The sequence below is a fragment of the Streptococcus sp. 343_SSPC genome, from assembly GCF_001072385.1.
In the GTDB taxonomy this organism is placed as follows: domain Bacteria; phylum Bacillota; class Bacilli; order Lactobacillales; family Streptococcaceae; genus Streptococcus.
Genome location: NZ_JVKU01000029.1, coordinates 42,364 through 65,903, shown reverse-complemented (window position 1 = coordinate 65,903; position 23,540 = coordinate 42,364). Strand labels below are relative to the sequence as shown.

The following is a 23,540-nucleotide window of genomic DNA, read 5'->3' as shown; positions in this document are numbered from 1 at the left end:
GGGATTTTTAAAGGTTCTATCCACCAAAAAGAGGCTGGGACAAAAGTCCTAACCTCTCAATTGTCTTTGGATTGTCGAGCAAGACGCAGTGGTTGATAGGGCTCTACTAGGCTGATTTCATCAGCTTTTACAGCCCTATCAACTGTGCGGAGGTGGGACGACGAAATCGAATTCTAACGAATTACCGATTTCTGTCCCACTCTCTTCCCTGTTCAATAGCAATTGTTCTTGAATTCCTAGTCTTCTACGTGACTTTGTAGTTCTTTTTGAGCTTTCTTATTGGATTCTTCTTTTTCTTTCTTCCATTGTTCACGCGCTTCATCGTACTCTTTGGCTGTCAAGACTTTGTCTTGCAATTCCAAGTACTTGTAGTTGAAGGATTGACCCTTGTGTCCTGTCCAAGCAAAGGCAGCTGAGTATGGAACTGTCTTACGAACACCTGGAGAGGCACCATCTGAATGAATCGGGATCAAGAGGGCACTATCTGTCAACCAAGCCTGAGCCTTGGCATATTTTTCATAGCGGGCATTGACATCTTTGGTTTCATTGTGCGCATCTTCGATCAATTGATCATATTCATCAAAACCAGCTTCTTTGGCTGCGGCATTATTGGTCCCCGCATCAAATCCAAAGTAAGCATTGGCATTTTCACCATTCTTAGAGTTTGTGATATCTAGGTAAGAAGATGGATCCGTATAGTCTGGTCCCCAACCCAAGTTGTTGTTCAAATCCCAGTCTTGTTGAGAAGCATTTTCAGCAAAGTAGGTCACTCGTTGCAGATCATCCTCAGATATCATATTCAAGTCGATGACCACATTTTCTGCTCCCAGAGTCGATTCGATTGACTGTTTAAAGGATTGGGCTTGCTTGACTCCTTCTGTATAGGTTGATGAAACAGGGAGGTCCAAATGAATTGGGAACTCTACCCCTTGGGCCTGAAGGGCTTCTTTAGCCTTGGCAAATTCTTCCTTGGCCTTGGTTGGATTGTAAAGGGTATCTTTTCCATCTTCGACGGAGACACCTTTCCATTCATCACCGTATTCTTCTAGATTTTTTTCGACAGACTCACCAAAGTCTTTGCCATCAACTTGAACAAAGTTTGGAGGCGTGAAGGTATTGCGGATGACCTTATCCGCAGATGCTTCCCCATTGGCTTGCGCTACATAGGCCTTGCGGTTGAAGGCAAACATAATGGCTTGACGGAAGTCTTTATTCAAGATTGCTTTCTTGGTTGAGCTCTTTTGAGCATCTGTCGTTTTCGTTGTAATCTCATAAGCCTGACGGTCAATATTGAAGGACAAGTTATAAGTAGAAGATCCTTGGTCACTAAAGACGATGTCATCTTTGTGTTTCTTCTCTACACTCTTATAGTTGGAACCATTCGGGAAGACACGGGCAACGGTAAAGTCTCCATTATCAAATCCACGGATGAGTGATTCTGAATCTTGTCCATCATAATAGGTTAGCTTCACCTTGGTGATCTTGACATTATCCGCATCCCAATAGGTTGGGTTCTTTTCAAGCGTCACAACAGATTTAGAAGTAATCGCTTTGATCAAATAAGGACCACAATAAAGAATACTAGCAGGGTTTGTACCTTGACCGTAGCCATCTCCCTTAGAATCTAAGAATTCTTTATTGACTGGCATCAAAATACCCATGGTCGTTTTTGAATTCCAGAAACTTTCTGGTTGGTTCAAGGTGTATTGAACCGTATAGTCATCAATGGCTTTGATACCAACCGTTGAGAAGTCTTTGGTTTTCCCTGAGACATAATCATCCAACCCTTTAACGGATTGTTGGACGAGATAGAGGGCCGAAGACTTCTTATCCGCCGCATGCTGAAGCCCCGTCACAAAGTCTTGGGCCTTAACTTCTCCGAATTCTTCCCCTTCAGCGGTCACCCATTTAACCCCTTTACGAAGTTTGTAGGTATAAGTCAGACCATCTTTTGAAACAGTCCAATCCTTAGCAAGAGATGGGATCAAGTTGCCGTATTTGTCAACTTCTAATAAGCCATCCACAGCATTTCCTGTAAATTCTGAGGTAGACTTCTTGTTAGAGAGTGAATAATCCAAAGTATCCGGGTCTTGCGTATAGACATAACTAAAGACCTGGTTGTCCGAACTTGAAGATTTCCCTCCTTGTGAGCAGGCTACCAGTGCGCTTACAGACAAAAGCAGAGCGCCGGTGGCTAAGAGTAGCTTCCCTTTTTTCATATGGATCACCTCTGTATAAAATGTTATTCTTCATATTAAATTATAGCACTTTATGGAAAAATGTAAACGCTTAACTGTATAATATTTCAAAAGTTAAGAAAAAATAATGATTTTGCCTCCATACAAAAAGAGGCTGGGACAAAAGTCCTAGCCTCTCAATTATTTTTTGATTGTCGAGCAAGACGCAGTGGTTGAGTGGGCTCTACTACGCTGATTTCATCAGCTTTTACAGCCCTACTCAACTGTGCGGAGGTGGGACGACGAAATCGAATTCTAACGAATTACCGATTTCTGTCCCACTCTCTCTTTAATGATGGATAAAGCTCTCTGCCACTAGCTCCCCTTGCTTAAATCCCACTGACCAGGAGGGATACGAGGGTAAGGAAACTATTCCAAGAGGCATGCTGGAGGATGGCCCAGTAAATCGATTTGGTATAGCGCAGGACCGCACAAAATAGCAAGCCTGGTACCAAGTAGACGATAAAGCTTGGCAAATCCCAACCATGCTGCCAGACATGCGAGAGGCTGAACAAGGAAGCAGACACCAGCATATCCAGCTTATACTTCTGATAAGATGCCAACGCCGTCATGACCAAATCACGAAAGACTAGTTCCTCCACAATAGGAGCCAGCAAGCAGGCATAGACATAACGTATCAATACCAAGGCCCAGCCTGACAAACCACTAGATACTTCTGCAAGGGCTATGGAATTCTTAGTGGGCGGAAATACCGCTGCAGAAAACATATCCCATAAAAAGTGAGCAAGAAAAACAAGCACAAAAACCGCAAAATAAGAAGCTTTAAAAGTAAATTTCCCGTACAAGTCCCAACGACGACTCTTTACCAAGAGTGTAACGGCTAACCCCCCAATCAATCCAATCAACAAGAGGAGCAAGCCATAATAAGAGTCATCCGATAGGTGGCCCACTAAATCCGTTGGGAGCCCCACGTTAAAAAGCGCAAAATTGATGCAGAGAATCCCTAGTGTCGCGAGTTGAAACGGTCTGTCTGTCTTTCTCATTGCATTCACCTTTCTATCTTACTTTCTTTTTCTACTAAATATTGGGGCAATTTGCTCCAGCCATCTAAAACCGCCACCTGAAGGCGACATTCCTTGATTTCCCCAACCCGGGTAAATTCCAGGGGTTCCCCAACCACCGCCACCATACGTTAGTTCAGGGCTTCTGATTGGAGTAATCACCCCTCCTACTGTTTGTTCGAGTTCATTTGTCGTCAATTCTGTTTCTGTATAGATTTTCATTTTTTCTCCTATTCTTCCTATCTAGATTTCAAAACACCATGATCAAGATTGCTATCATGTCTTAAATACGAGCGAGTGGTGGTCGCTTCACAAAGCCAGGACGTCCAATCTCAATCTTATCTGACTGACCTGGAATCACATTTGGGCGAGAACCCCCACCTCCTACAATTTGTTCCAATTCTTTTTGACTACATTCTATCATTTCATTTCCTCCAATTTGTATTTGTAACGCTACCTCCTGAGTCTATCAAAAATCGGAGCATTTGCCTTTGATCCTTCTATATGGTTGCATTTTTCAGCTATGTGGGAGGGAAAAGCTATTCATTCAGAAGGATAAACCTCCAAATCAAACGAAACGACCAACCATCAAAAAAACCATCGCCAACAGACGATGGTTTCTGTATTTCTTTGATTAGCCTAAGGAGTTGACATAAGCATCTACTGCTACAATGGCTTGAGCAATATCAGATGCTTGTACCTTGAATGGCATTTGATGGATGGTTTCTCCTTCAATGGTGGCTTGTTGGCCAACCTTGAGAAGGTCTTCGTAGCTTGCATTTTCAAGATGCATTTCTTTCAGAGTCGTTGGCATACCGATTTGTTGATAGAAACGAATGTATTTATTCAATTCTTCTTTAGGACGGTTTTCCAAGAACAATTGAACTAGCGTTCCGTAGGCTACTTTTTCACCGTGTGTCAAATGGTGGATGTCTCCAGTAAGGGCTGTAAAGCCATTATGGATGGCATGAGCTGCTGCCAAGCCACCACTTTCAAATCCAATCCCACTGAGAAGGGTATTGGCTTCAATGATGTTTTCAAGAGCAGGCGTTACCACTTTGGCTTCACAAGCAGCCATGGCTTGAAGTCCGTCTGCAAATAAGATTTCTTCACAACGTTGCGCAATCGCGACACCAGCTAAAGTTTGGTGTTTGCCTAGCATGGTTTTTCCGTTAGCTTGCATCACTGCACGCGCTTCAACCCAAGTCGCTAATCCATCTGCGATACCAGAAGCGAGCAAACGTTTTGGTGCTTGAGCGATGACTTTGCTATCCACCAAGACCAATTCTGGGTTTTTAGAATAGAAGATATAGCGAAAAAAGGCACCTTCATCCGTGTAGATAACTGACAAGGCTGAAACCGGAGCATCTGTAGAGGCAATGGTCGGAGCAATGACAACTGGTGATTTTAGAAGATCGGCAATGGCTTTTGCACTATCGATGGTCTTTCCTCCGCCAAGTCCGATGACTAAGTCACAGCCGTTCTCTTCTGCCAGACTGACCACACGATTGATTTCATTGTCAGAAGCTTCACCATTGAAGAATACTGGCAAGACTGTAAAGCCATACCGAAGGAGATACTTTTCAAAACGTTCCCCTACGATATCATAGACCACTGAATCACAGAGTAAAACGGGATGACTCCCCAGTTCTAAAATTGGTTTTGCATTTTCAAATAAAGCATTTTCCCCTTGAATGTAACGAGATGGACTTGCAAAATTTCTCATACACTCCTCCTTTATCAAATTGTATTCTTATGATGAACGGCTGACCAATCTGCCTCGAAGTCATCTACTGCTTTTGCAATAGAAGGCATTCCAAAAGCTGCTTCAAAGACATCTGCCCCTGCCGTAATTGCTTGTGTTCCTTCTTTAAATGCTCGATTAACTTGAGCCACATTTTTAAAGGAAGCTGCTAGAATTTTGCTTGATGAATGATCACGCTCTATGGCACTCGCTAACTGAGAAATAACCTGAGCTGAATCAATGTTTAAGTTTTCCATACGATTGTAATAAGGTGCTAAATAGTCGGCTCCTGCCTCAATCGCCAACAGCCCTTGAAAAACAGTATAGATTGCTGTTGCAGTAATTTTGTAACCCTCTGCTTTTAACACTTTAATTGCAGCAAGTCCTTCAGGTGTTACTGGGACTTTAATATAGGTGTTTTCATCGCATTGTTCGCGAATTTTAGCCGCATCTTTCAAAATTCCTTCATAATCTTTTGCGACAACTTGAACATGGATGGAAGGAGAGCCCCCAATGATTTCTCGCACCTTATGGATACGATCAAAAAAATCAATGTCCCCTTCTTTTTTAGCAATTGTTGGGTTCGAAGTTACCCCAGCAAGGGGTAACACTCGTGCCCATTTTTTTATCTCATCTAAATTTAAAGTATCAAGCATAAATTCCATATACATACCTCTTTACTATAGAGTATGCTCTGTCCGTCCAATAATATCATCTTGTGTAGCTCTTGATAGTACATTGAAGAAAGCTGAGTAGCCTGCAACACGTACAATTAAGTCACGGTGTTTTTCCGGATGTTTTTGAGCATCTAACAACGTTTCTCTAGAAACCACATTGTATTGAATATGGTATCCATGTAGACGATTAAAGAACGTACGGAGTAAAGCAATAAGTTTTAATTTATCTTCTTCTTTGGCTAAAGTTTGTGGGTTTACTTTTTGGTTCAGTAAAACACCACCAACAATTTCATCTGTTGGCAATTTAGAAACAGATTTTAGAACAGATGTTGGGCCATGTTGGTCCATATTGTGGGATGGAGAGCATCCTTCTGCTAGTGGAGTTCCAGCATTACGACCGTCCGGAGTAGCTAATGTTCCACGACCTTGTCCTACATTGGCTGAAATAGAAGATGTACCTGAGTAACGGATACCACCGATTGGCCCACGTCCATAGCGAGTATTTGGATATTTAGCAATTTCATCCACATAAATATCGTATGCTTCTCGAACTAAGCTGTCCGCATAGTCATCATCGTTTCCATACTTCGGTGCATCATGGATAAGCATCTCTTGGATTTCTTTTCCACGTTCGCCCTCGTAATCGGTTTCCAGAGCATGCCATAGCTCTTGTGGCGTTAAGCGTCCTTCTTCGAATACCAGTTTCTTGATTGCTGCAAGTGAATCGGATAAGTTTGCAATACCCACTTGTAGACCAGAAATATAATCGTAGACAGCTCCACCTTCTTTTAGGTGTTTTCCACGTCCAATACAGTCATCTGTCAAAGCTGAACAGAGGATATCTGGCACTTCTCTTTCAAGAGATAGGTCGATCGAGTTTTCTACGATCACACTCATGCGGGTTAAGTGGCGCAAAGTCTTGTCCCAAGCAGTCTGCAATTCATCGAAGCTCTTCATGTCTTTAAAATGACCGAAGCTTGGTGCAAAGCGCTTACCAGAAGCAGGATCGATTCCATCATTCATCGTGATGAGCAAAACTTTAGGGAAGTTCATATAACTCATACCTGTACAGCGATATCCCCATTTACCTGGAACAGCTGTTTCTACACAACCAATTGCACTGTAATCATAAGCATCTTCTTCAAGAACACCTTTTGAAATAAAGGATGGAATAATGATCTCATCATTATTGAAAGCAGGCATACCGAATCCGAGCTTCATAACTTCAATACATTCGTTCATGAAGCGGGCATCCAAACCAGCGTGGTAACGAACAGTTAAGTTTGGTTGAGGAAGGTGAGTTTGAGCAACAGACTTCAACACCAAATAAGACAATGGGTTGACGGCATCTTTCTTATCACGCGTTTGACCACCAATCGTAACGTTTTGATAAAGCGGACTACCTGCAGATGAGAAGGTATGTGCTTGACTACGTACTTTGTTAATTGTAATAGTCTTAATCCAAAGGTTGGTCAAGCGTTCAACAATACTCTCTTCAGTTTCCCGTCCACTTTCCAAATCAGCTTTAACGTATGGATACATATATTGGTCAAAACGGCCATATGAAAGTGAGTGTCCATTTGATTCAATCTGAAGAATACATTGGATAAACCAAACAGACTGAACAGCCTCTGCAAATGTACTTGCAGGCTCGTATGGAACTTTCGAGCAAATCTCTGCAATTTCAAGCAATTCCTTCTTACGTTCAGGAGTTGCTGTTTCAGCAAGTTGTTTAGCAAGTTCCACAAATCGTTGAGCATAGGTCTTAACAGCATCAACTACGATAAAGATTGAATCGTAAAAATGGTACTTATCAATGCTAGCTGGATCCGTTAGATCTAGGGCTGCTTTAGCTTGGCGAGCTCTTTCTTCAAAACCTTTCAAGCCATATTGCAATAATTTTTGATAATTGACTGCTAAGTGGGCATCTCCTGAATTCATCTTCCCTTCCATACCGAAGAATCCTGTTTCCATATAGACAGATACTTCTTCAGGTAGAAGAGCTCCAGCTCTTGCACGTAAGTTATTATTTTCCCAGAACGGTGCGATACTACGGAGCTGCTCTTTCGTTTCTTCCGTAATATAAAAGACGTCACCATCCCGCTTTTCAAAAAGATCCAATTCCTTCAGAACGAACTCTAAAGTATATTCTGGGAAGATCGGAGCATCTTTATTAGAGGATGCTTGGTTTCCAGCAATCATGGATTCATCCTCAATATAGATTGTCATATTTTCAAGAATCTCTTTCAACATATAGGCACGTTTAAGAACATTTGGTTGTTCCTTATAACGATCATATGCCTTAGTTGCAAGAACGGCACGTTCAGCGTCGATGTAAGGCTTCTTGTTTAAGACATCTTCACGATACTTATTCATGCGTTCAGTGAGGCTTCCAAAATATTCTGTTTTAATGCTTGTACTTGCTACTTCTACTTGTTTCATTTTTTCAAAACCTTTCTTTTGAAATTATTTTGTTTTCTTTCGTAACTATAGTAGCATTAAATTTTACGAATTTCAATGAATTATGGATTATACCTATAAATTCTATTCTAGTCGCACATCTGTGCATTCCTAATAAACGCACTATTTTTCAGCTTGTAATTCATTGTTATAAGCAAGATTATCTTGGAATTTAAAGAATGGGAAGTATACAACTGTCGAGGTTGCAAGAACTAGCACTTGAACGAAAGCACCTTGCCAACCTCCAACCATAAATCCAGAAATAATGGCTGGTGTACTCCAAGGAAGTGTCACACCTGAGAATGGATGCATGAACCCAATAGCAATTGAAGTATAAACAATTATCGCTGCTAAAATTGGAACGATAATAAATGGAAGGAACATCACTGGGTTCATTACAATTGGGAAGCCAAATACGACGGGTTCATTAACATTGAAGATTGCAGGAAAAGCTGCAACTTTCCCAAGTGCCTTATATTGTTTTGACTTAGCAGCAAATAACATAGCAATAACCAAACCAAAGGTTATACCTGATCCAGACAAAATAAGGAAACTATCTAGGAATTGTTGGGTTACAATGTGGGCACCATTTTCAACGGATAGCTTCCCAGCTGCCAACATTGATTTATTGGCATCCAGGTTAGAAAGTAGCAAGGCTGTTACTACACCATTGACAACTGATTGTCCATGCACACCAAACCACCACAAGAACGAAATAAAGAAGGCAATTCCAATCGCTCCGTAAAGTGATCCTGTTAGACCTTGTAGAGGAACCTGAATGACATCATAAATCATTTCAATGAAGGTACCGCCACTTGTCACTACTTTTGATACGATATAGACAATCATTGATAGTAAGAAAATCACGAAAGCAGGAATCATCGCTTCAAATTGTTTGGCAATGGCTTGAGGTACTTGTTCTGGCATTTTAATAACAATATGTCTTTGGATAAACACAGTATAAATCGCACCAACTACCAGACCAATAATAATGGCACCAATAATCCCTTGACCACCAAACCATACTTTTGCAATGGCATCACCAATCGGTTCTCCCTTAGCTGGTACATAAGAAGATTTTAACAAGATAAAGAATGAAGATAGGGACAAAACTCCTGCTGGCAAAGGCTCTACTCCACTGTTTTTAGCATATGAATAACCAATGGAGAAGCAAGAAATTAATCCCATGATGGCGAATGTTCCTGAATAAACCTGCATAAATGGCTCTGTCCATGTATCGCCAAATACACTAGCAATAGCCTGGTTAAGACCTTCAAATGGTAATTGCCCAATAATCAGAAACAAACTACCAACTACCGTTAATGGAAGGATCGCTAACATCCCATCTTTAAGAGCAATAATTCCTTTCATGTTTACAAAACGCATGATTGGAGCGATAATTTTCTGAGAATTAAAATTAGACATGGGAAGCCTCCTTATTTTTCTCCTAGCAATTCTAGAGCTAGATTTAGTACTTTCTTACCATCCAACATCCCATAATCTGCCATAGGGATGACAGCAATAGGAATATGGTTTGCCTCACAAATCGCTTTTGATTTATCCAAAGTATAAGCTACTTGAGGGCCCAACAATGCGACATCGATTTCTGGGGCAAAATCTGCTAATTTCGCTTGAGAATAGGCATCGATTTCAGCATCAATCCCTAATTCCTTAGCCGCCACCTTCATATTATTTACCAACATTCCTGTTGAAAATCCTGCTGCACAAAACAATCCAATTTTCATCTTCTTTTCCTCCTTATTGTTTCGCTGAAAGTTCTTTACGTAAGTCAATCATTTCTTTAATCAAGTTAATCTCTGTGATTGAAGTCATTAAGTGATCTTGTGAGTGCACAAACAGAGCTGTAATATCTGTCTTTGTCCCACCTGCTTCCTGGGCTAAAAATTGTGTTTGCAGGTTATGCGCTTCTAGCAATGCTGCATCTGCTTTTGCAATTTCGCCTTCAGAAGATGTAAAATCGCCCTCCTTAGCATATGATAAAGCTTGGTAAATATGCTGTTTAGCATCACCCGCATTTAAAATCAATCCCATAATAATTTGGTCTGCAACAATTATTTCCATGTGCACTACACTCCTTTGTCAATCTACTGAAAGCGCTTTTTCTATTGTCAATATACCATTTATATTTTTGCCGGTCAATAAAAATCGCAACATTTGATTGTTGTTTTTGATTTTTGCACATTTGTGCTTTTTGACTCAAAAAAATAAGGACCGCATTCCTGCTGTCCTATTTTTTAGTAAATTGCTGATCACCATCTAATTCTAAGACTTTTAAGATCGTTGCTTCATCTGTGACTAAATGATTGATATAGTTGGCTTTCAAAACCGATAAAATTGCTTTTGCTTTCTGATCACCGTAGGCCAAAGAGATGGTGTTTGGTACCTTTCTCAATTCCTCTAATGTGATTGATATTGTTCTTTCCTGTAATTCAGGATAAACTGGGATACCTTCTTGATCAAAGAAACGACAGCATACTTCTCCTACAGCATGTTCTGACTCCAATTTCTTAAAATCATTTGATGTCAGCATATCAAACCACTGAGGATTCTTGCTATCTGCATAGCCACCAATCCCTACAGCCGCAACATCCAAACAACGCCAACTAGCTTTCAAATCCTCAAAATACTTAGAAGATAAGATGCCTTCCGTCACCTCAGAATTTTCTTGAATGACACTCGCGTTTATAAAATGACATTCCCCATGAAATTTACTCGCCATACTGTAGATCAGCGTATTGACATGGTAGCGAGCATGGATATGACTGGGACCTCCAGCTAGAGGATAAAATTGAACACCATCCAAGCGCTTCGTTCCAACTTGTTCTACCATTAATCTGAGAGACTTGCCCCATGAAAATCCGACTGTCATTCCATCTTCAATCAAATTACGAAGCATGACCGCACTTGCTTGCGCCAGTCGCTTTTCAAGGCTTTCTCGAGGCTCATCAACTAGATTCGGTATAATCTCGATAGCTTTTAAGCCATATTTTTGTTTGATATAATTTTCTAAATGGAAGAGGCGAGTATCAAAGTTTTCAATTTCAATTTTTACTACGCCCTCTTTCTTGGCCTCTGCTAGCATTCTGCTAACAGTTGTACGGTAGATTCCAGTTTCTGCTGCGATTTGCGATTGACTTTTGTCTTCAACATAGTATAGGTAGGCTAATTTAGCAAGTAACTTTTTCCGTTCATCTTTCAATTGGCTTCTCCTTCTTATACTAAAGTTAAAATCGTTTGCGAATCCTCAAGTTTTTCTTTCGCTTCTTGAGATATATTCTTATCTGTTATGACTCTCGAAACTTGTGAAAGTGCAAATCGTCTGACAGTTCCACATTTCCCAAATTTACTTGAATCTGTTAAGACAATCACTTCTTTAGAAACATCGGACATAGCTTGAACAACTTCACTTCTCATCATATCTTTCCCAGTAAAGCCAAGTTCGTCATCATATCCGTCTACCCCTACAAAAGCAAAGGGAACTCTAAACGAGCGGATTAATTCTTTCAAAAGCGGACCTACAGTCACTCTCGATTCTTTTTGAAATTCACCACCAAGTAGGATGATTTTACAAGAATCATATTCCTGAATATAATCTGCAATAAAGTAAGAATTTGTCACAATCTTGACATTCTTTTTTGTTTGGCAAATTTCTTCTGCTAGCAAGGCACACGTAGAGCCTGATTCAATCAGAACCGTGTCGTTATCCTTAATTAATTTAGCGGCCTCCCGGGCTATTCTTTTCTTGGTATCATATTGAAAGGACAATCGCACATTGATATCATCTCCACTGTTTAAAACTGCATAGCCATGCTCCCTATGCAATAATCCTTTTGATTCTAGCTTGTCCAAATCCTTTCGAATGGTTACTTTAGAGACTTGTAATTTCTCCGACAAGCTATTGACATCTATCTTTTCAAACTCCGATACTAATTTCAATATTTCATCTAAACGTTGCATTGTTTTTACCTCTACTCTATTTTAGCAAATTTCTGAGTGAATTCAAAACAAAATAAACTTTCGTTCGTAATTGAATTAGTTTCTTAAATAATGTATAATAGACTTACTAGATTGATAGGAGAGCAAAATATGGAACAAAATCGTGGCATTATCTTTAACATCCAACACTTTAGTATCCATGATGGCCCTGGCATCCGAACTACTGTATTTCTAAAAGGATGTCCCCTGCGTTGTCCATGGTGCTCCAATCCTGAATCCCAGCGTGCAAATCCTGAAAAAATGTTAGATGCTGTTACTAAAAAGGAAACTATCACGGGAGAAGAAAAAACAGTCACAGAAATCATAGATGATGTCTTAAAAGACGTTGACTTCTATGAAGAATCTGGTGGTGGCCTTACCCTGTCTGGTGGAGAAATCTTTGCTCAATTTGAATTTGCCAAAGCTATCTTAAAAGCTGCGAAAGAAGTTGGACTTCATACTGCAATCGAAACGACAGCTTTTGTTGAACATGAGAAATTTGTCGATCTCATTCAGTATGTTGATTTTATTTATACAGACCTTAAACATTACAATACACTTAAACATAAGAAGGTTGTCGGAGTCAACAATCATCTGATTATTAAAAATATTCATTATGCCTTTGCTCAAAACAAAACAATCGTTTTACGTATTCCAGTCATTCCTAATTTCAATGACTCTTTAAACGATGCTGAAGAATTTGCTTCTCTTTTTAATTCGCTTAACATCGATGAAGTACAACTTCTCCCATTTCACCAGTTTGGAGAAAACAAATACAAGCTTTTAGGACGTCGCTATGAAATGGAAGGAATAAAGGCTCTGCATCCAGAAGATTTATATGACTATCAGCAAGTTTTTTTAGATCATGACATTCACTGTTATTTCTAATCCACTCAAAAATCCCCAAAGCTAGTTTCAGTAGATTGAAACTTGGCTTTGGGGATTTCTTATTCTTTCACGAGCATCGAGAAAATCAAATTGCTTAATTGAAGTCGAGACTACTTCCTTTGGAAAAAAGATAAATCAATTGGCATTCATGGAATGCGGCATTGATTTCCTATTTTTCTGCAGGAAGTTTCGGTAAACCGAATCGTCTCTCCTATCTTAATTTACCAAATAATCACACGGTCTTCTGGTGCACGCCACATGCCGTCACCTTCTTTGACATCAAAGGTTTCAAAGAATTCGTCAAAGTTTGGTAATTGAACATTGGTACGGAGTTTTCCTGGTGCGTGGACATCAACACTGGCGAGAAGTTGCATGTACTCTGTCCGAGCTTTCATGCGCCAGATGCGAGCAAAGTTGGTGAAGAATTCTTCTGCTGAGAAGTCTACTTCTTTCTTCGCCGCTTCAAGGGCTGCAGCAATACCTCCAAGGTCTGCCACGTTTTCAGAAACGGTCAATTTCCCGTTGATCTTGGCACCGTATGAGTCTTGACCTTCGAACTGATCGATAACTTTTTGAGTCCGAGCGGTAAAGGCTTCATAATCTTCTGGCTTCCACCAGTCTTTCAAGCTACCGTGCTCGTCAAAGGAAGCACCATTGGTGTCAAAGGCGTGGGAGATTTCATGGGCAATGACTGCACCGATTCCGCCATAGTTAGCTGATGATGATTGGTGAAGGTCATAGAAAGGTGCTTGGAGAATCGCTGCTGGGAAGACGATTTGGTTCTGTTGCGGATCATAGTAGGCATTGACCATATTAGCTGGCATGTGCCACTCGCTCCGATCGACTGGTTGGTTCCACTTGCTCCAGACATGCTCGATGGAAATTTGAGCCAATTTTTGAGCATTTTCCACCAAGGTCTTGCTCTCGTCGATGATCTTTTTGGCATACGTTTCTGGTAATTTTTCAGGGTAGCCGATATGTGGTGTGATGACATTGAGCTTGACAATGGCTTTTTCACGAGTTTCAGGAGCGAGCCAATCCGCTTTTTCTAAGCGATCCTTGTAAACCTCAATCATGGTCGCTACTTTATGCTCTACGTCTGCTTTCGCTTCTGGTGAGAATTTTTCGCCCGCATACCAGAGTCCAAGCGCTTGGCTATAAGGCCCTTCCGCCAAGGCCAGAGCGGCTTTTTCTTTCGGACGTGCTTCTGGTGTCCCTGTAATCGTACGGCTATACTCACCAGATAAGACACGGATTTCTTCAGTCAAGAAAGACGTCCAAGAAAGAGCTGCACTGAGTTTCAACTTGGCATGAAGGGTTTCCCAGTTGGCTGCTGAGTAGAATTTTGGCGCAAATTCCTTCCAGAAGCGCTCTTCTGGAACAATGATAGTATCTGGCGTTTGCCCGATCACTTCTGTAAAGAAGGTATCGAGTGGCAATTCTGGAACCAAGGCCTTGAAATCTGCCCACTCATAAGGATGGTAGAGTTTGTTGTACTCGGATTTTTCTTCGTTTGACAAGACATATTTGGCCAATTCTGCATCGGCCGCAATCACCTTATCCAGGATATCTTTGATTTCTTCCTCTGAGAAATCAAATTTTGCTAAAAGCTTTTCAACCATTTGACGCCAAACAGCCAATAACTCTGGGCCTTTTTCATTGCCTTCTTCATAGTAGGTCGTATCAGGCAAGATCAAACCGAGTGCTTCTCCCCACAAGACATTCATTTGGGCATTCATAAAGTCTGGTGATACGCTAAATGGCAAGAGATTTGGTTTGCCAGCTAGTTCATAGGTGCCTAACTTGCTGGTATAGTCTTCAAAGGAAGAAAGGGCCTTGATTTCATTGATCAAAGGCATAGCTGGAGCCACACCGGCTGCTTCCCGCGCATCAAAATCTGCCACCATTTTGTGGTATTTGACGAAGTTTTGCAGAATGCTGTCTTCAGGTAGCTCTTCTCCCCGTTGCCATTTTCCGGTAATATCCAACATCAAGTTTTCGATGTCTTGGATCAAGTCCATAAAACCACCGGTTGACGGTTTGTCATCAGGAATCACTGCTGTCTCAGCCCATTTCCCATTGACGTAATCATAAAAATCATCTTGTAAACGTACCATGATCTTCTCGCTTTCATTCTTTTCTAATAACCTTATCAAAAATAGGTCTATTTTTCAATGATTACAAGAGATTTAACCTAAATTATTTTAAAAATTAACTTGACTTAATTTTTTTATTTATGTATATTAATGGTAAAGGAGTAAAATCATGATTCAAATTGAACATCTAAGTGTTGCCTACCAGCAAACACTGGCCTTGGAGGATCTTTCCCTCACCATCCAGGGTCCAACTATCCTAGGAATTCTTGGGCCCAACGGAGCTGGGAAATCAACCCTAATCAAGGCCATGCTAGGACTTCTCCCCCATTCGGGAAAGGTCCAGCTCGATCAAAAGGACCTCGGCCAAGTTCTTCAACGAGTGGCCTACGTCGAACAGAAATCCGCTATTGATTTCCACTTCCCCATCACGGTGCGGGAGTGTGTCTCACTGGGCCTCTACCCCCATCTTTCTATCTTCAAGAGAAAAGGCAAAGAGGATCTGAAAAAAGTAGAAAATGCCTTGAAACTTGTCAATCTTCTTGATCTAGCGGATCGCCAGATCGGCCAGCTTTCGGGAGGGCAATTCCAACGGGTCCTGATCGCCCGCTGCTTGGTCCAAGAAGCGGATGTCATCTTTTTGGATGAGCCCTTCGCAGGGATTGACTCTGTCAGCGAAGACATCATTATGCAGACCCTTCAGACCTTGAAAAAAGAAGGCAAGACCATTCTGATCGTCCATCATGACCTCAGCAAGGTCCCAGCTTATTTTGACCAGGTCCTCCTCCTTCACCGCAAGCTGATCGCTTTTGGGAAAACAGAGGAAACTTTTACCAAGGAAAATCTGCATGCAGCCTATGGGCATGAACTCTTTATAGGAGGTGGCGTCGGATGATTGCAGAATTTATCGATGGATTACAGCAATTCCACTTCTTACAAAATGCCCTGATTACAGCTATTGCCATCGGGATTGTCGCTGGAGCTGTTGGATGCTTCATTATTTTAAGAGGCATGTCTCTTATGGGAGATGCCATCTCGCACGCAGTCCTTCCAGGGGTGGCTCTGTCCTTTATCCTGGGCATCAATTTCTTTATTGGCGCCATTGCCTTTGGGCTATTAGCTTCCATCCTCATCACCTATATCAAGAGCAACTCCATCATCAAGAGCGACACTGCAATTGGGATTACCTTTTCTTCTTTCCTCGCCTTAGGAGTCATTCTGATCGGAGTCGCTAAAAGTTCCACCGACCTTTTCCACATCCTCTTTGGAAATATCTTGGCCGTGCAAGACCAGGATATGTGGATAACCATCGGTGTTGGGGTGGCAGTCTTACTGGTGATTGTCCTGCTCTTTCGTCCCCTACTGCTCACTTCTTTTGACCCCGTTCTGGCTCAATCCATGGGCGTCCGGGTCAAGATATATCACTACCTCCTCATGGTGCTCTTGACTTTGGTTTCTGTCACTGCTATGCAAAGTGTCGGAACCATTCTCATTGTCGCCATGCTCATCACACCTGCTGCGACAGCCTACCTCTATGCCAATAGCCTATGGTCCATGATGCTCCTTTCATCCGGATTAGGTGCCCTAGCCTCTATCCTAGGACTCTTTATTGGCTACAGTTTCAACATCGCTGTCGGGTCTTGTATCGTCCTCACTTCTGCCATCTTCTTTCTCATCAGCTTCTTTATCGCTCCTAAGCAGAGAAAGAATAAGCACGCTCTTTCACCTCATTAAAGGAGAAACACATGAAAAAAATCGCTTCTGTCCTCGCCCTCTTTGTGGCGCTCTTATTTGGCCTGTTGGCCTGTAGCAAAGGCTCTTCTTCTAAGTCCTCATCTGATAAATTGAAGGTGGTTACCACCAACTCCATCCTCGCAGATATCACCAAAAATATCGCTGGGGACAAAATCGAGCTCCACAGTATTGTCCCTGTCGGCCAAGATCCCCACGAATACGAACCACTCCCAGAAGATGTCAAAAAAACTTCACAAGCAGACCTGATCTTCTACAATGGGATCAACCTCGAAACGGGTGGCAATGCTTGGTTTACCAAATTGGTCAAAAATGCTAATAAAGTAGAAAACAAGGACTATTTCGCTGCCAGCGATGGCGTAGAGGTCATCTACCTAGAAGGCCAAAACCAAGCTGGAAAAGAAGACCCTCACGCTTGGCTCAATCTCGAAAATGGAATCATCTACGCTAAAAACATTGCCAAACAATTAATCGCCAAAGATCCAAAAAACAAGGACTTCTACGAAAAAAATCTAGCAGCCTATACTGAAAAACTAAGTAAGTTAGACCAAGAAGCCAAGCAAGCATTCAATAACATCCCAGTAGAGAAGAAGATGATCGTAACCAGTGAGGGTTGCTTCAAGTACTTCTCCAAAGCCTACGGCGTCCCATCTGCCTATATCTGGGAAATCAACACTGAAGTAGAAGGGACACCTGAACAAATCAAAACGCTACTAGAGAAATTGCGTCAAACCAAAGTACCGTCCCTCTTTGTCGAATCCAGTGTCGATGAGCGTCCTATGAAAACTGTGTCTAAGGATAGCAATATCCCTATCTTTGCAAAGATCTTTACTGACTCAATTGCCAAAGAAGGGGAAGAAGGCGACAGCTACTACAGCATGATGAAATGGAATTTAGAGAAAATCGCAGAAGGTCTGAACAAATAAGATTCCAAACTGATTAGATTCTCAAACAAATCAGTGGCTCTTCCCCCTTCATTGATGTACAACGAAAAGAAAAAAGGAGTCTTTGCTATGACAACATTTTTAGGAAACCCTGTTACCTTTACCGGATCTCAACTTCAAGTTGGCGATACTGCTCATGACTTTTCACTGACCACTCCTAACTTGGAGAAAAAATCTTTGGCTGATTTTGCTGGCAAGAAAAAAGTCCTCAGTGTGATCCCATCCATTGACACAGGTATCTGTTCTACTCAAACACGTCACTTCAACCAGGCCCTCTCTGACATGGAGGACACTGTGGTCTTGACAGTTTCTGTCGACCTTCCTTTCGCTCAAGGTAAATGGTGTGCTGCTGAAGGGATCGAAAATGCCATCATGATCTCAGACTACTTCGACCATTCCTTCGGAAAAGCCTATGGCCTCTTGATCAATGAATGGCATTTGCTCGCACGCGCTGTCTTGGTCCTAGATGCAGACAACAAGGTCACTTACGTCGAATACCTAGACAACATCAACAGCGAACCCAATTACGACGCGGCAATCGAAGCCGTCAAAGCACTTGGATAAAGTAAAAAGAGGTCTAGGACCTCTTTTTACTTTATCTACAAAATCTGTTCAGAGACTTTCCTTAGGTGAGTTTCTAAGAGGCCTTTTTCTTCAATCCGAAAGAGGACTACTATAAAATCCGATGGAGCCCATTCTTGAGTAAAAGTCGCCAGCGTAAGCGTGGGATGCCTCTGAGGAAACTCCGCACGCGCTTTGCTACTTGTTGCTTATAGCTCTTGCCTCCTTGTGCAAAGGTTCCCTTCCGACTCCAGTAGCCTTCAATACTGCGATCATTCTTCGGAGCTAGATAGCGAACACCTTGCTGATAGAGAACCTTCTTGCGAAAAGCTGGATCCCACGGTTTAACGGGATCGATATCCAAGTCCTTATGGGTATGGCCTTTGGCTAAGCCATAGTTGAAACTGGCTCCATTGACAATGCCATTTTCAGAAATCTGATACGGATCCACTTCGTTGAGAAACTGGCCACCCTGATCCAGGATATACTCTGTATGAAAGTTGAGCAATACCTTAAAATTCAACTGGGCCTGAGCACGAGATGGGAAAGCAAGTTGGCCATCTTGATCCACATAGACCTTATTATGGAGACGAGCTGCTGCATAAGCATCGATTTTGATCCCTTTTGTCTCCTGCAAGTAAGCTTGTAGCGCCTCTTCATCAGTCTGCCCCGCTCTGGCATAATGCTCCCGAATCCACTGGGCCTGGTAGGCAGAGAGCAGATAGCGAAACTGGTGAACCTGTCGTTTTAAGAGCTGATCTCCTGCTTTGCTGGCTAATGGATCCTGAGCAAATGCTACTTGAACCACTCTTGAAAAAGAGGACCAAAAAGACGAATGAGGCGGGCAATCTGGCCAGAACCGCTTCAGTAAGAAGGCAGTCTCCTCACAGGTTCCCGATAAATCCCGTGGCATGAGACAGAGGTGCATGACCCCTCTTAAGAGGGCCTGGGCACGGCCTTCCGTCAACCCTTGCAGTTCTCTCTGCCACATCTCTTGGAAAAGAGGACTGGCAAAGACGAAGACAGAGCGGTAAGAGTCTTGCCTTGTTGCTTCATCTTCGCAAGACTGCAGTCGTTCTTCTAAGTAGCTGAGACCTCTGGTCGTCCAGCCCAGTTTTTCCAATTCCTGTCGCTGCATTTGCACCCTCCTTTCCATATTGTTCTCGGTTTATGCTTCTATACTATCATCTTTCTCCCTCCCAGACAATTCCTATCCACTGGCCAAGCCATTTCGCGCTTTTTTTGATATACTAGAAGAAGCGAAGAAAAGAGGACCCTATGACACCAAATAAAGAAGATTACCTCAAGTGCATCTATGAAATCGGCACGCAACATGAAAAAATTAGTAACAAAGAGATTGCGGCCCGGATGCAGGTTTCGCCTCCAGCCGTGACTGAGATGGTCAAACGCATGATCTCGGAGAATCTCCTCATCAAGGACAAGACCCACGGCTATCTGCTAACCAAGCTCGGCCTCCAAACGGTTTCCGATCTCTTTCGCAAGCACCGCTTGATTGAAGTGTTCTTGCTCAAAAAACTGGGCTATACGACTGAAGAAGTCCATGAAGAGGCTGAAGTGCTCGAACATACTGTCTCCGACCGCTTTATCGATAAACTTGACCAGATGTTAGACACTCCCAAAACCTGCCCCCATGGAGGAACCATTCCACCCAAAGGAAAACTTCTCATCGAGGCTTACCAGGACCGTTTGAGTGATGTCAGCGAACCGGGAACCTATCGTTTGCGAAGAGTCCAGGATAGCTTTGAATTGCTGAATTTTTTAGACCAGATCCAGCTGACCATTGGAGATGTCATTCTCTTCAAAGGCTATGATGATTACACCGGCCTCTATCAGCTCCAGATCAAAGACCAAGACATCCAGATCAATCATCTGATTGCCCAACAACTTTACATAGAAAAATATGCTCTTTGATTAAGAGCATGTCAGATTGAAGAAATAGTATTCCTAGAAACTTTCCTTAGGTGAGTACGGACGTCAGCGAACTTCTACGAAGTTCCATGACTTAGTTTTGAACCTAAGGTTTCAAAACTCCCGAGTGCTTGAAACAACAATGTTTCAAGCATTTTTCTCACGGCGGAAAGTTTCGGATTTACTTCGACAACTCAAAGTAATATAAGGTTTTTTTTGAAAAATTATTCAGCTATCCTAAGTAAAAAATAATTTGTCGACATTCAAACAAGCCCTTTAATCAAGGGCTTGTTTTTCTATGGATTTTTCGTATCGAGGATGATGGTCACCGGGCCATCATTGATGAGTTCGATTGCCATATCTGCAGCGAAGACCCCTCGTTTGACAGGGACTTCCTTTTCTAACAAATCATTGAAGTCATCGTAGAGCTGGCTGGCCATCTCTGGATTGGCTGCCCCGATAAAGGCTGGACGATTGCCTTTTTTTGTCTGGGCAAAGAGGGTAAATTGAGAAATCGAGAGGATTTCTCCTTGAATATCCTTGACAGATAAGTTCATCTTCCCTTCTTCATCCGAGAAAATCCGCATTTGGGTGACCTTGCGCACCGCATACTCCAAATCCTTCTGGTCATCCTCAGGCCCCACTCCCACCAAGAGAAGAAGTCCTTCTTGAATCTGACTATAAACTTGACCGTCAATAGAAACCGAGGCCCTTTTGACCCGTTGAATTACTAATTTCATCTTATTATCCTATTTTAACAATCTATTGAGCATTCACTGCTACCTTCAAAGAAAATCGACATCAGACAAGGCAGTGAGACGAAGACAGTACTGAAGTACGGCGAGGCGAGCTAACCAAGCAATAAATGAATTCTAACCACGCTTCTCAATCTTCAAAGAAAATCGACATCAGACAAGGCAGTGAGACGCAGGCATAACTGTAGTTAGGCCAGTTGAAACTAACGCAGTATGAAGTCGATTTTCGCAGAAGATTAGCCGTTGGTACGCTTAACAGAGTACACCTCCGGCACACTCTTAATCTTATCCACAACCGTTGTCAACATAGACAGGTTTGGAATCCCGAAGGAAATGTGGATATTGGCAAATTTCATATCTTTGGTTGGTTGGGCATTGACAGTTGAGATCATCTTAGCCGTATTAGAGAGGACTTGAAGGACATCATTGAGAAGACCTGCACGGTTGAGGCCGTAGATATCGATATGGGCGATGTAATCCTTGGTCGTGTTATTGTCTTCCCACTCGACGTCTATCAAGCGTTGCTCGTAGTTGTCTTGGGCCCGCAGGTTCATACAATCTTGACGGTGAATAGCAACCCCACGTCCTTTGGTAATGTAGCCGACAATTGTATCTCCTGGCACGGGATTGCAACATTTAGCAATCCGGATCAAGAGACCAGAAGCTCCTTGGATGACCACGCCACCTTCATGACGGACCTTGAGGGTGTCTTTTTTGTTTTCAACTTTGACTTCGCCGCCTTTGACCAGCTCCTCAGCTTCTGCACGCGCCTTGGCCTTTTCCTCTTCTCGACGCTCTTCCTCCGTCAAACGATTAAAGACAGAGATGGCTCCGATTTCTCCAAAACCGATGGCCGCAAACAAGGCCTCTTCGGTCTTGTAGCTGGTCTTTTGCAAGACCTTGTCCATGTGCTTCTTATCCATGAACTTGTTGGCAATCATATCATGCTCATGGAATTGGGCCATGAGCAACTCTCGTCCACGGTTGATCGAGAGTTCCTTGTCTTGGTTCTTAAAGAATTGGCGGATCTTATTGCGGGCCTTGCTGGTCTTGACGATATTGAGCCAGTCACGACTTGGTCCAAATGAATTTGGATTGGTGATGATTTCAACCTGGTCACCCGTTTTCAGCTTGGTAGTCAAAGGAACCATACGGCCATTAACCTTGGCACCAGTCGCTTTTTCCCCGATCTTGGTATGAATCTCATAGGCAAAGTCAATCGGTCCAGAATCCTTTGGAAGAGAACGAACCGCTCCATCTGGGGTAAAGACATAAATCTCTTCGGCTAGATAGTTTTCTTTGACCGTATCGACAAATTCTTTGGCATCATCCGCCTGGTCTTGGAGTTCCATCATCTCCTTGATCCAGTTCATCCCAATAGCCGATTCTTTGCTATTGACTTGGCCCTTGATTCCTTTCTTATAAGCCCAGTGTGCCGCAACCCCGTACTCAGCAACCTCGTGCATTTCCTTGGTACGGATCTGGAACTCGATGGGACCTTTTGGTCCGTAAACAGTGGTATGGATGGACTGGTAACCATTGGCCTTCCGATTGGCGATGTAGTCCTTGAAACGGCCTGGCATAGGCTTCCACAACTCGTGGATATAGCCCAGCATGGCATAGACATCGCTCGGTGATTCCAGGATACAGCGAATGGCAATCAAATCATAGATTTCATCAAAGCGTTTCTTCTTATCCTGCATCTTGCGATAGATGGAGTAGATATGCTTAGGACGACCATAGATTTTCCCGTAGAGGTGGCGTTCCGCCGCATAGGACTCGATCTTTTGGACGACTTCTTCTACCAAGGCTTCCCGCTCGCGACGCTTCTCCTTCATCATATGGGAAATCTTGTAGAATTCGACTTCATTGAGATAACGGAAGGATAGATCTTCCAATTCCCACTTGACGCTGGAAATCCCAAGACGGTGGGCTAGTGGCGCATAGATTTCCATGGTTTCTTGGGAAATCCGCTCTTGCTTGTCCTTGCGCAAATGCTTCAAAGTCCGCATGTTGTGCAGGCGGTCTGCTAGCTTGACCAAGATGACACGGATATCTTGAGACATGGCCATGAGCATCTTGCGGTGGTTCTCTGCCAACTGCTCTTCATGGGACTTGTATTTGACCTTCCCGAGCTTGGTCACTCCATCGACAATCACTCGGACATCATGTCCAAATTCGCGCTCTAGATCATCTAGAGTCGCGTCTGTATCCTCGACAACATCGTGCAAAAAACCACAGGCAACGGTCACAGCATCCAACTTCAATTTTGCCAAAATGCCGGCAACTTGAATAGGGTGGATGATATAGGGTTCACCTGATTTACGGAATTGCCCACTATGGCAGTCGACCGCATAAAGGAGAGCTTTTTCTACAAATGCAACATCCTCTCCCGACAAGTATTTTTTGGTAAGGGCAATAACCTGGCCCCCTGTTAAAGGTTCTTCTTTCGGCATCTAGTTTTCTCCACTTTCTTGCCTTC

General features: G+C 42.6%; 22 protein-coding genes. 6 read left to right on the top strand and 16 right to left on the bottom strand.

Features of this window, described 5'->3' with window-relative positions; genetic code table 11:
- Positions 1–236: 236 nt before the first annotated feature.
- From ADH27_RS09500 to ADH27_RS09450, 12 genes are all read right to left on the bottom strand, one after another.
- The gene (locus ADH27_RS09500) at positions 237–2,219 is read right to left on the bottom strand and encodes a peptide ABC transporter substrate-binding protein (RefSeq protein WP_048717600.1); all 1,983 of its coding nucleotides are present in this window, start codon (positions 2,217–2,219) and stop codon (positions 237–239) included.
- Between the two features lie 347 nt (positions 2,220–2,566).
- The gene (locus tag ADH27_RS09495; RefSeq protein ID WP_048717598.1) at positions 2,567–3,241 is read right to left on the bottom strand and encodes a CPBP family intramembrane glutamic endopeptidase; all 675 of its coding nucleotides are present in this window, start codon (positions 3,239–3,241) and stop codon (positions 2,567–2,569) included.
- An 18-nt stretch (positions 3,242–3,259) separates the two neighbouring features.
- Positions 3,260–3,481 (bottom strand): hypothetical protein, encoded by a 222-nt coding sequence (locus tag ADH27_RS09490; protein WP_048717596.1) that lies wholly within the window; start codon positions 3,479–3,481, stop codon positions 3,260–3,262.
- Positions 3,482–3,542: 61 nt separating this feature from the next.
- Positions 3,543–3,683 carry a bacteriocin gene (locus tag ADH27_RS10275; protein WP_125335735.1) on the bottom strand — a complete coding sequence of 47 codons (141 nt, stop codon included), beginning with the start codon at positions 3,681–3,683 and terminating at the stop codon, positions 3,543–3,545.
- Positions 3,684–3,893: 210 nt separating this feature from the next.
- On the bottom strand, positions 3,894–4,985 hold the full coding sequence (locus ADH27_RS09485; protein ID WP_048717594.1) for a glycerol dehydrogenase: 1,092 nt from the start codon (positions 4,983–4,985) through the stop codon (positions 3,894–3,896).
- A gap of 14 nt (positions 4,986–4,999) precedes the next feature.
- A complete protein-coding gene (locus ADH27_RS09480) occupies positions 5,000–5,668 on the bottom strand; it encodes a fructose-6-phosphate aldolase (protein WP_048717592.1) in 669 nt (222 codons plus the stop codon).
- Between the two features lie 15 nt (positions 5,669–5,683).
- Positions 5,684–8,122, bottom strand: coding sequence for a glycyl radical protein (locus ADH27_RS09475; RefSeq protein ID WP_023027619.1), 2,439 nt, complete (start codon positions 8,120–8,122; stop codon positions 5,684–5,686).
- Positions 8,123–8,263: 141 nt separating this feature from the next.
- Positions 8,264–9,565, bottom strand: coding sequence for a PTS sugar transporter subunit IIC (locus ADH27_RS09470; RefSeq protein WP_048691625.1), 1,302 nt, complete (start codon positions 9,563–9,565; stop codon positions 8,264–8,266).
- A gap of 11 nt (positions 9,566–9,576) precedes the next feature.
- On the bottom strand, positions 9,577–9,885 hold the full coding sequence (locus ADH27_RS09465; protein ID WP_013904534.1) for a PTS sugar transporter subunit IIB: 309 nt from the start codon (positions 9,883–9,885) through the stop codon (positions 9,577–9,579).
- A gap of 13 nt (positions 9,886–9,898) precedes the next feature.
- Positions 9,899–10,222, bottom strand: coding sequence for a PTS lactose/cellobiose transporter subunit IIA (locus tag ADH27_RS09460; RefSeq protein ID WP_048691622.1), 324 nt, complete (start codon positions 10,220–10,222; stop codon positions 9,899–9,901).
- A 166-nt stretch (positions 10,223–10,388) separates the two neighbouring features.
- Positions 10,389–11,360 carry a sugar-binding transcriptional regulator gene (locus tag ADH27_RS09455; protein ID WP_048717591.1) on the bottom strand — a complete coding sequence of 324 codons (972 nt, stop codon included), beginning with the start codon at positions 11,358–11,360 and terminating at the stop codon, positions 10,389–10,391.
- Between the two features lie 14 nt (positions 11,361–11,374).
- Positions 11,375–12,118 carry a DeoR/GlpR family DNA-binding transcription regulator gene (locus ADH27_RS09450; protein ID WP_048717589.1) on the bottom strand — a complete coding sequence of 248 codons (744 nt, stop codon included), beginning with the start codon at positions 12,116–12,118 and terminating at the stop codon, positions 11,375–11,377.
- 129 nt (positions 12,119–12,247) lie between these two features.
- Between ADH27_RS09450 and ADH27_RS09445 the strand changes: the two genes are divergently transcribed.
- Complete coding sequence (locus ADH27_RS09445) at positions 12,248–13,024, top strand: glycyl-radical enzyme activating protein (RefSeq protein ID WP_048717587.1); 777 nt, start codon at positions 12,248–12,250, stop codon at positions 13,022–13,024.
- Between the two features lie 221 nt (positions 13,025–13,245).
- Here ADH27_RS09445 and ADH27_RS09440 read toward each other — a convergent pair whose 3' ends face one another.
- The gene (locus ADH27_RS09440) at positions 13,246–15,141 is read right to left on the bottom strand and encodes a M13 family metallopeptidase (protein ID WP_048717585.1); all 1,896 of its coding nucleotides are present in this window, start codon (positions 15,139–15,141) and stop codon (positions 13,246–13,248) included.
- A gap of 148 nt (positions 15,142–15,289) precedes the next feature.
- On the opposite strand from ADH27_RS09440, the gene ADH27_RS09435 reads away from it, so the two are divergent.
- From ADH27_RS09435 to tpx, 4 genes are all read left to right on the top strand, one after another.
- Positions 15,290–16,012: a metal ABC transporter ATP-binding protein gene (locus ADH27_RS09435; RefSeq protein WP_048717584.1), complete on the top strand. Its 723-nt coding sequence runs from the start codon at positions 15,290–15,292 to the stop codon at positions 16,010–16,012.
- Positions 16,009–16,851, top strand: a complete 843-nt coding sequence (locus ADH27_RS09430; protein WP_048717582.1) for a metal ABC transporter permease — start codon at positions 16,009–16,011, stop codon at positions 16,849–16,851. The genes ADH27_RS09435 and ADH27_RS09430 overlap by 4 nt, the downstream gene beginning before the upstream one ends.
- Positions 16,852–16,862: 11 nt before the next feature.
- Positions 16,863–17,795: a metal ABC transporter substrate-binding protein gene (locus ADH27_RS09425; RefSeq protein ID WP_048717580.1), complete on the top strand. Its 933-nt coding sequence runs from the start codon at positions 16,863–16,865 to the stop codon at positions 17,793–17,795.
- Positions 17,796–17,882: 87 nt separating this feature from the next.
- A complete protein-coding gene (gene tpx, locus ADH27_RS09420) occupies positions 17,883–18,377 on the top strand; it encodes a thiol peroxidase (protein WP_048717579.1) in 495 nt (164 codons plus the stop codon).
- Positions 18,378–18,486: 109 nt separating this feature from the next.
- Here the strand turns inward: tpx and ADH27_RS09415 are convergent, their stop codons facing one another.
- Positions 18,487–19,512, bottom strand: a complete 1,026-nt coding sequence (locus tag ADH27_RS09415; protein ID WP_048717577.1) for a DUF3114 domain-containing protein — start codon at positions 19,510–19,512, stop codon at positions 18,487–18,489.
- A 140-nt stretch (positions 19,513–19,652) separates the two neighbouring features.
- Here ADH27_RS09415 and ADH27_RS09410 point away from each other — a divergent pair, with 140 nt between their 5' ends.
- Complete coding sequence (locus ADH27_RS09410; RefSeq protein ID WP_048717575.1) at positions 19,653–20,306, top strand: metal-dependent transcriptional regulator; 654 nt, start codon at positions 19,653–19,655, stop codon at positions 20,304–20,306.
- Between the two features lie 293 nt (positions 20,307–20,599).
- On the opposite strand, the gene dtd is transcribed toward ADH27_RS09410, so the two are convergent.
- Both dtd and ADH27_RS09400 read right to left on the bottom strand, forming a co-directional pair.
- Positions 20,600–21,043 (bottom strand): D-aminoacyl-tRNA deacylase, encoded by a 444-nt coding sequence (gene dtd, locus ADH27_RS09405; protein ID WP_048691599.1) that lies wholly within the window; start codon positions 21,041–21,043, stop codon positions 20,600–20,602.
- Between the two features lie 251 nt (positions 21,044–21,294).
- A complete protein-coding gene (locus ADH27_RS09400) occupies positions 21,295–23,514 on the bottom strand; it encodes a RelA/SpoT family protein (protein WP_006595074.1) in 2,220 nt (739 codons plus the stop codon).
- Positions 23,515–23,540: the final 26 nt, after the last annotated feature.

What these genes read in the sequence shown, in the direction of transcription:
- ADH27_RS09410 (WP_048717575.1), top strand. Translation starts at nt 19,653, where the DNA reads ATGACACCAAATAAAGAAGATTACCTCAAGTGCATCTATGAAATCGGC.
- ADH27_RS09480 (WP_048717592.1), bottom strand. Translation starts at nt 5,668, where the DNA reads ATGGAATTTATGCTTGATACTTTAAATTTAGATGAGATAAAAAAATGG.
- tpx (WP_048717579.1), top strand. Translation starts at nt 17,883, where the DNA reads ATGACAACATTTTTAGGAAACCCTGTTACCTTTACCGGATCTCAACTT.
- ADH27_RS09435 (WP_048717584.1), top strand. Translation starts at nt 15,290, where the DNA reads ATGATTCAAATTGAACATCTAAGTGTTGCCTACCAGCAAACACTGGCC.
- ADH27_RS09430 (WP_048717582.1), top strand. Translation starts at nt 16,009, where the DNA reads ATGATTGCAGAATTTATCGATGGATTACAGCAATTCCACTTCTTACAA.
- ADH27_RS09415 (WP_048717577.1), bottom strand. Translation starts at nt 19,512, where the DNA reads ATGCAGCGACAGGAATTGGAAAAACTGGGCTGGACGACCAGAGGTCTC.
- ADH27_RS09450 (WP_048717589.1), bottom strand. Translation starts at nt 12,118, where the DNA reads ATGCAACGTTTAGATGAAATATTGAAATTAGTATCGGAGTTTGAAAAG.
- ADH27_RS09400 (WP_006595074.1), bottom strand. Translation starts at nt 23,514, where the DNA reads ATGCCGAAAGAAGAACCTTTAACAGGGGGCCAGGTTATTGCCCTTACC.
- ADH27_RS09495 (WP_048717598.1), bottom strand. Translation starts at nt 3,241, where the DNA reads ATGAGAAAGACAGACAGACCGTTTCAACTCGCGACACTAGGGATTCTC.
- ADH27_RS10275 (WP_125335735.1), bottom strand. Translation starts at nt 3,683, where the DNA reads ATGATAGAATGTAGTCAAAAAGAATTGGAACAAATTGTAGGAGGTGGG.
- ADH27_RS09490 (WP_048717596.1), bottom strand. Translation starts at nt 3,481, where the DNA reads ATGAAAATCTATACAGAAACAGAATTGACGACAAATGAACTCGAACAA.
- ADH27_RS09445 (WP_048717587.1), top strand. Translation starts at nt 12,248, where the DNA reads ATGGAACAAAATCGTGGCATTATCTTTAACATCCAACACTTTAGTATC.
- ADH27_RS09475 (WP_023027619.1), bottom strand. Translation starts at nt 8,122, where the DNA reads ATGAAACAAGTAGAAGTAGCAAGTACAAGCATTAAAACAGAATATTTT.
- ADH27_RS09460 (WP_048691622.1), bottom strand. Translation starts at nt 10,222, where the DNA reads ATGGAAATAATTGTTGCAGACCAAATTATTATGGGATTGATTTTAAAT.
- ADH27_RS09425 (WP_048717580.1), top strand. Translation starts at nt 16,863, where the DNA reads ATGAAAAAAATCGCTTCTGTCCTCGCCCTCTTTGTGGCGCTCTTATTT.
- ADH27_RS09465 (WP_013904534.1), bottom strand. Translation starts at nt 9,885, where the DNA reads ATGAAAATTGGATTGTTTTGTGCAGCAGGATTTTCAACAGGAATGTTG.
- ADH27_RS09470 (WP_048691625.1), bottom strand. Translation starts at nt 9,565, where the DNA reads ATGTCTAATTTTAATTCTCAGAAAATTATCGCTCCAATCATGCGTTTT.
- dtd (WP_048691599.1), bottom strand. Translation starts at nt 21,043, where the DNA reads ATGAAATTAGTAATTCAACGGGTCAAAAGGGCCTCGGTTTCTATTGAC.
- ADH27_RS09485 (WP_048717594.1), bottom strand. Translation starts at nt 4,985, where the DNA reads ATGAGAAATTTTGCAAGTCCATCTCGTTACATTCAAGGGGAAAATGCT.
- ADH27_RS09500 (WP_048717600.1), bottom strand. Translation starts at nt 2,219, where the DNA reads ATGAAAAAAGGGAAGCTACTCTTAGCCACCGGCGCTCTGCTTTTGTCT.
- ADH27_RS09440 (WP_048717585.1), bottom strand. Translation starts at nt 15,141, where the DNA reads ATGGTACGTTTACAAGATGATTTTTATGATTACGTCAATGGGAAATGG.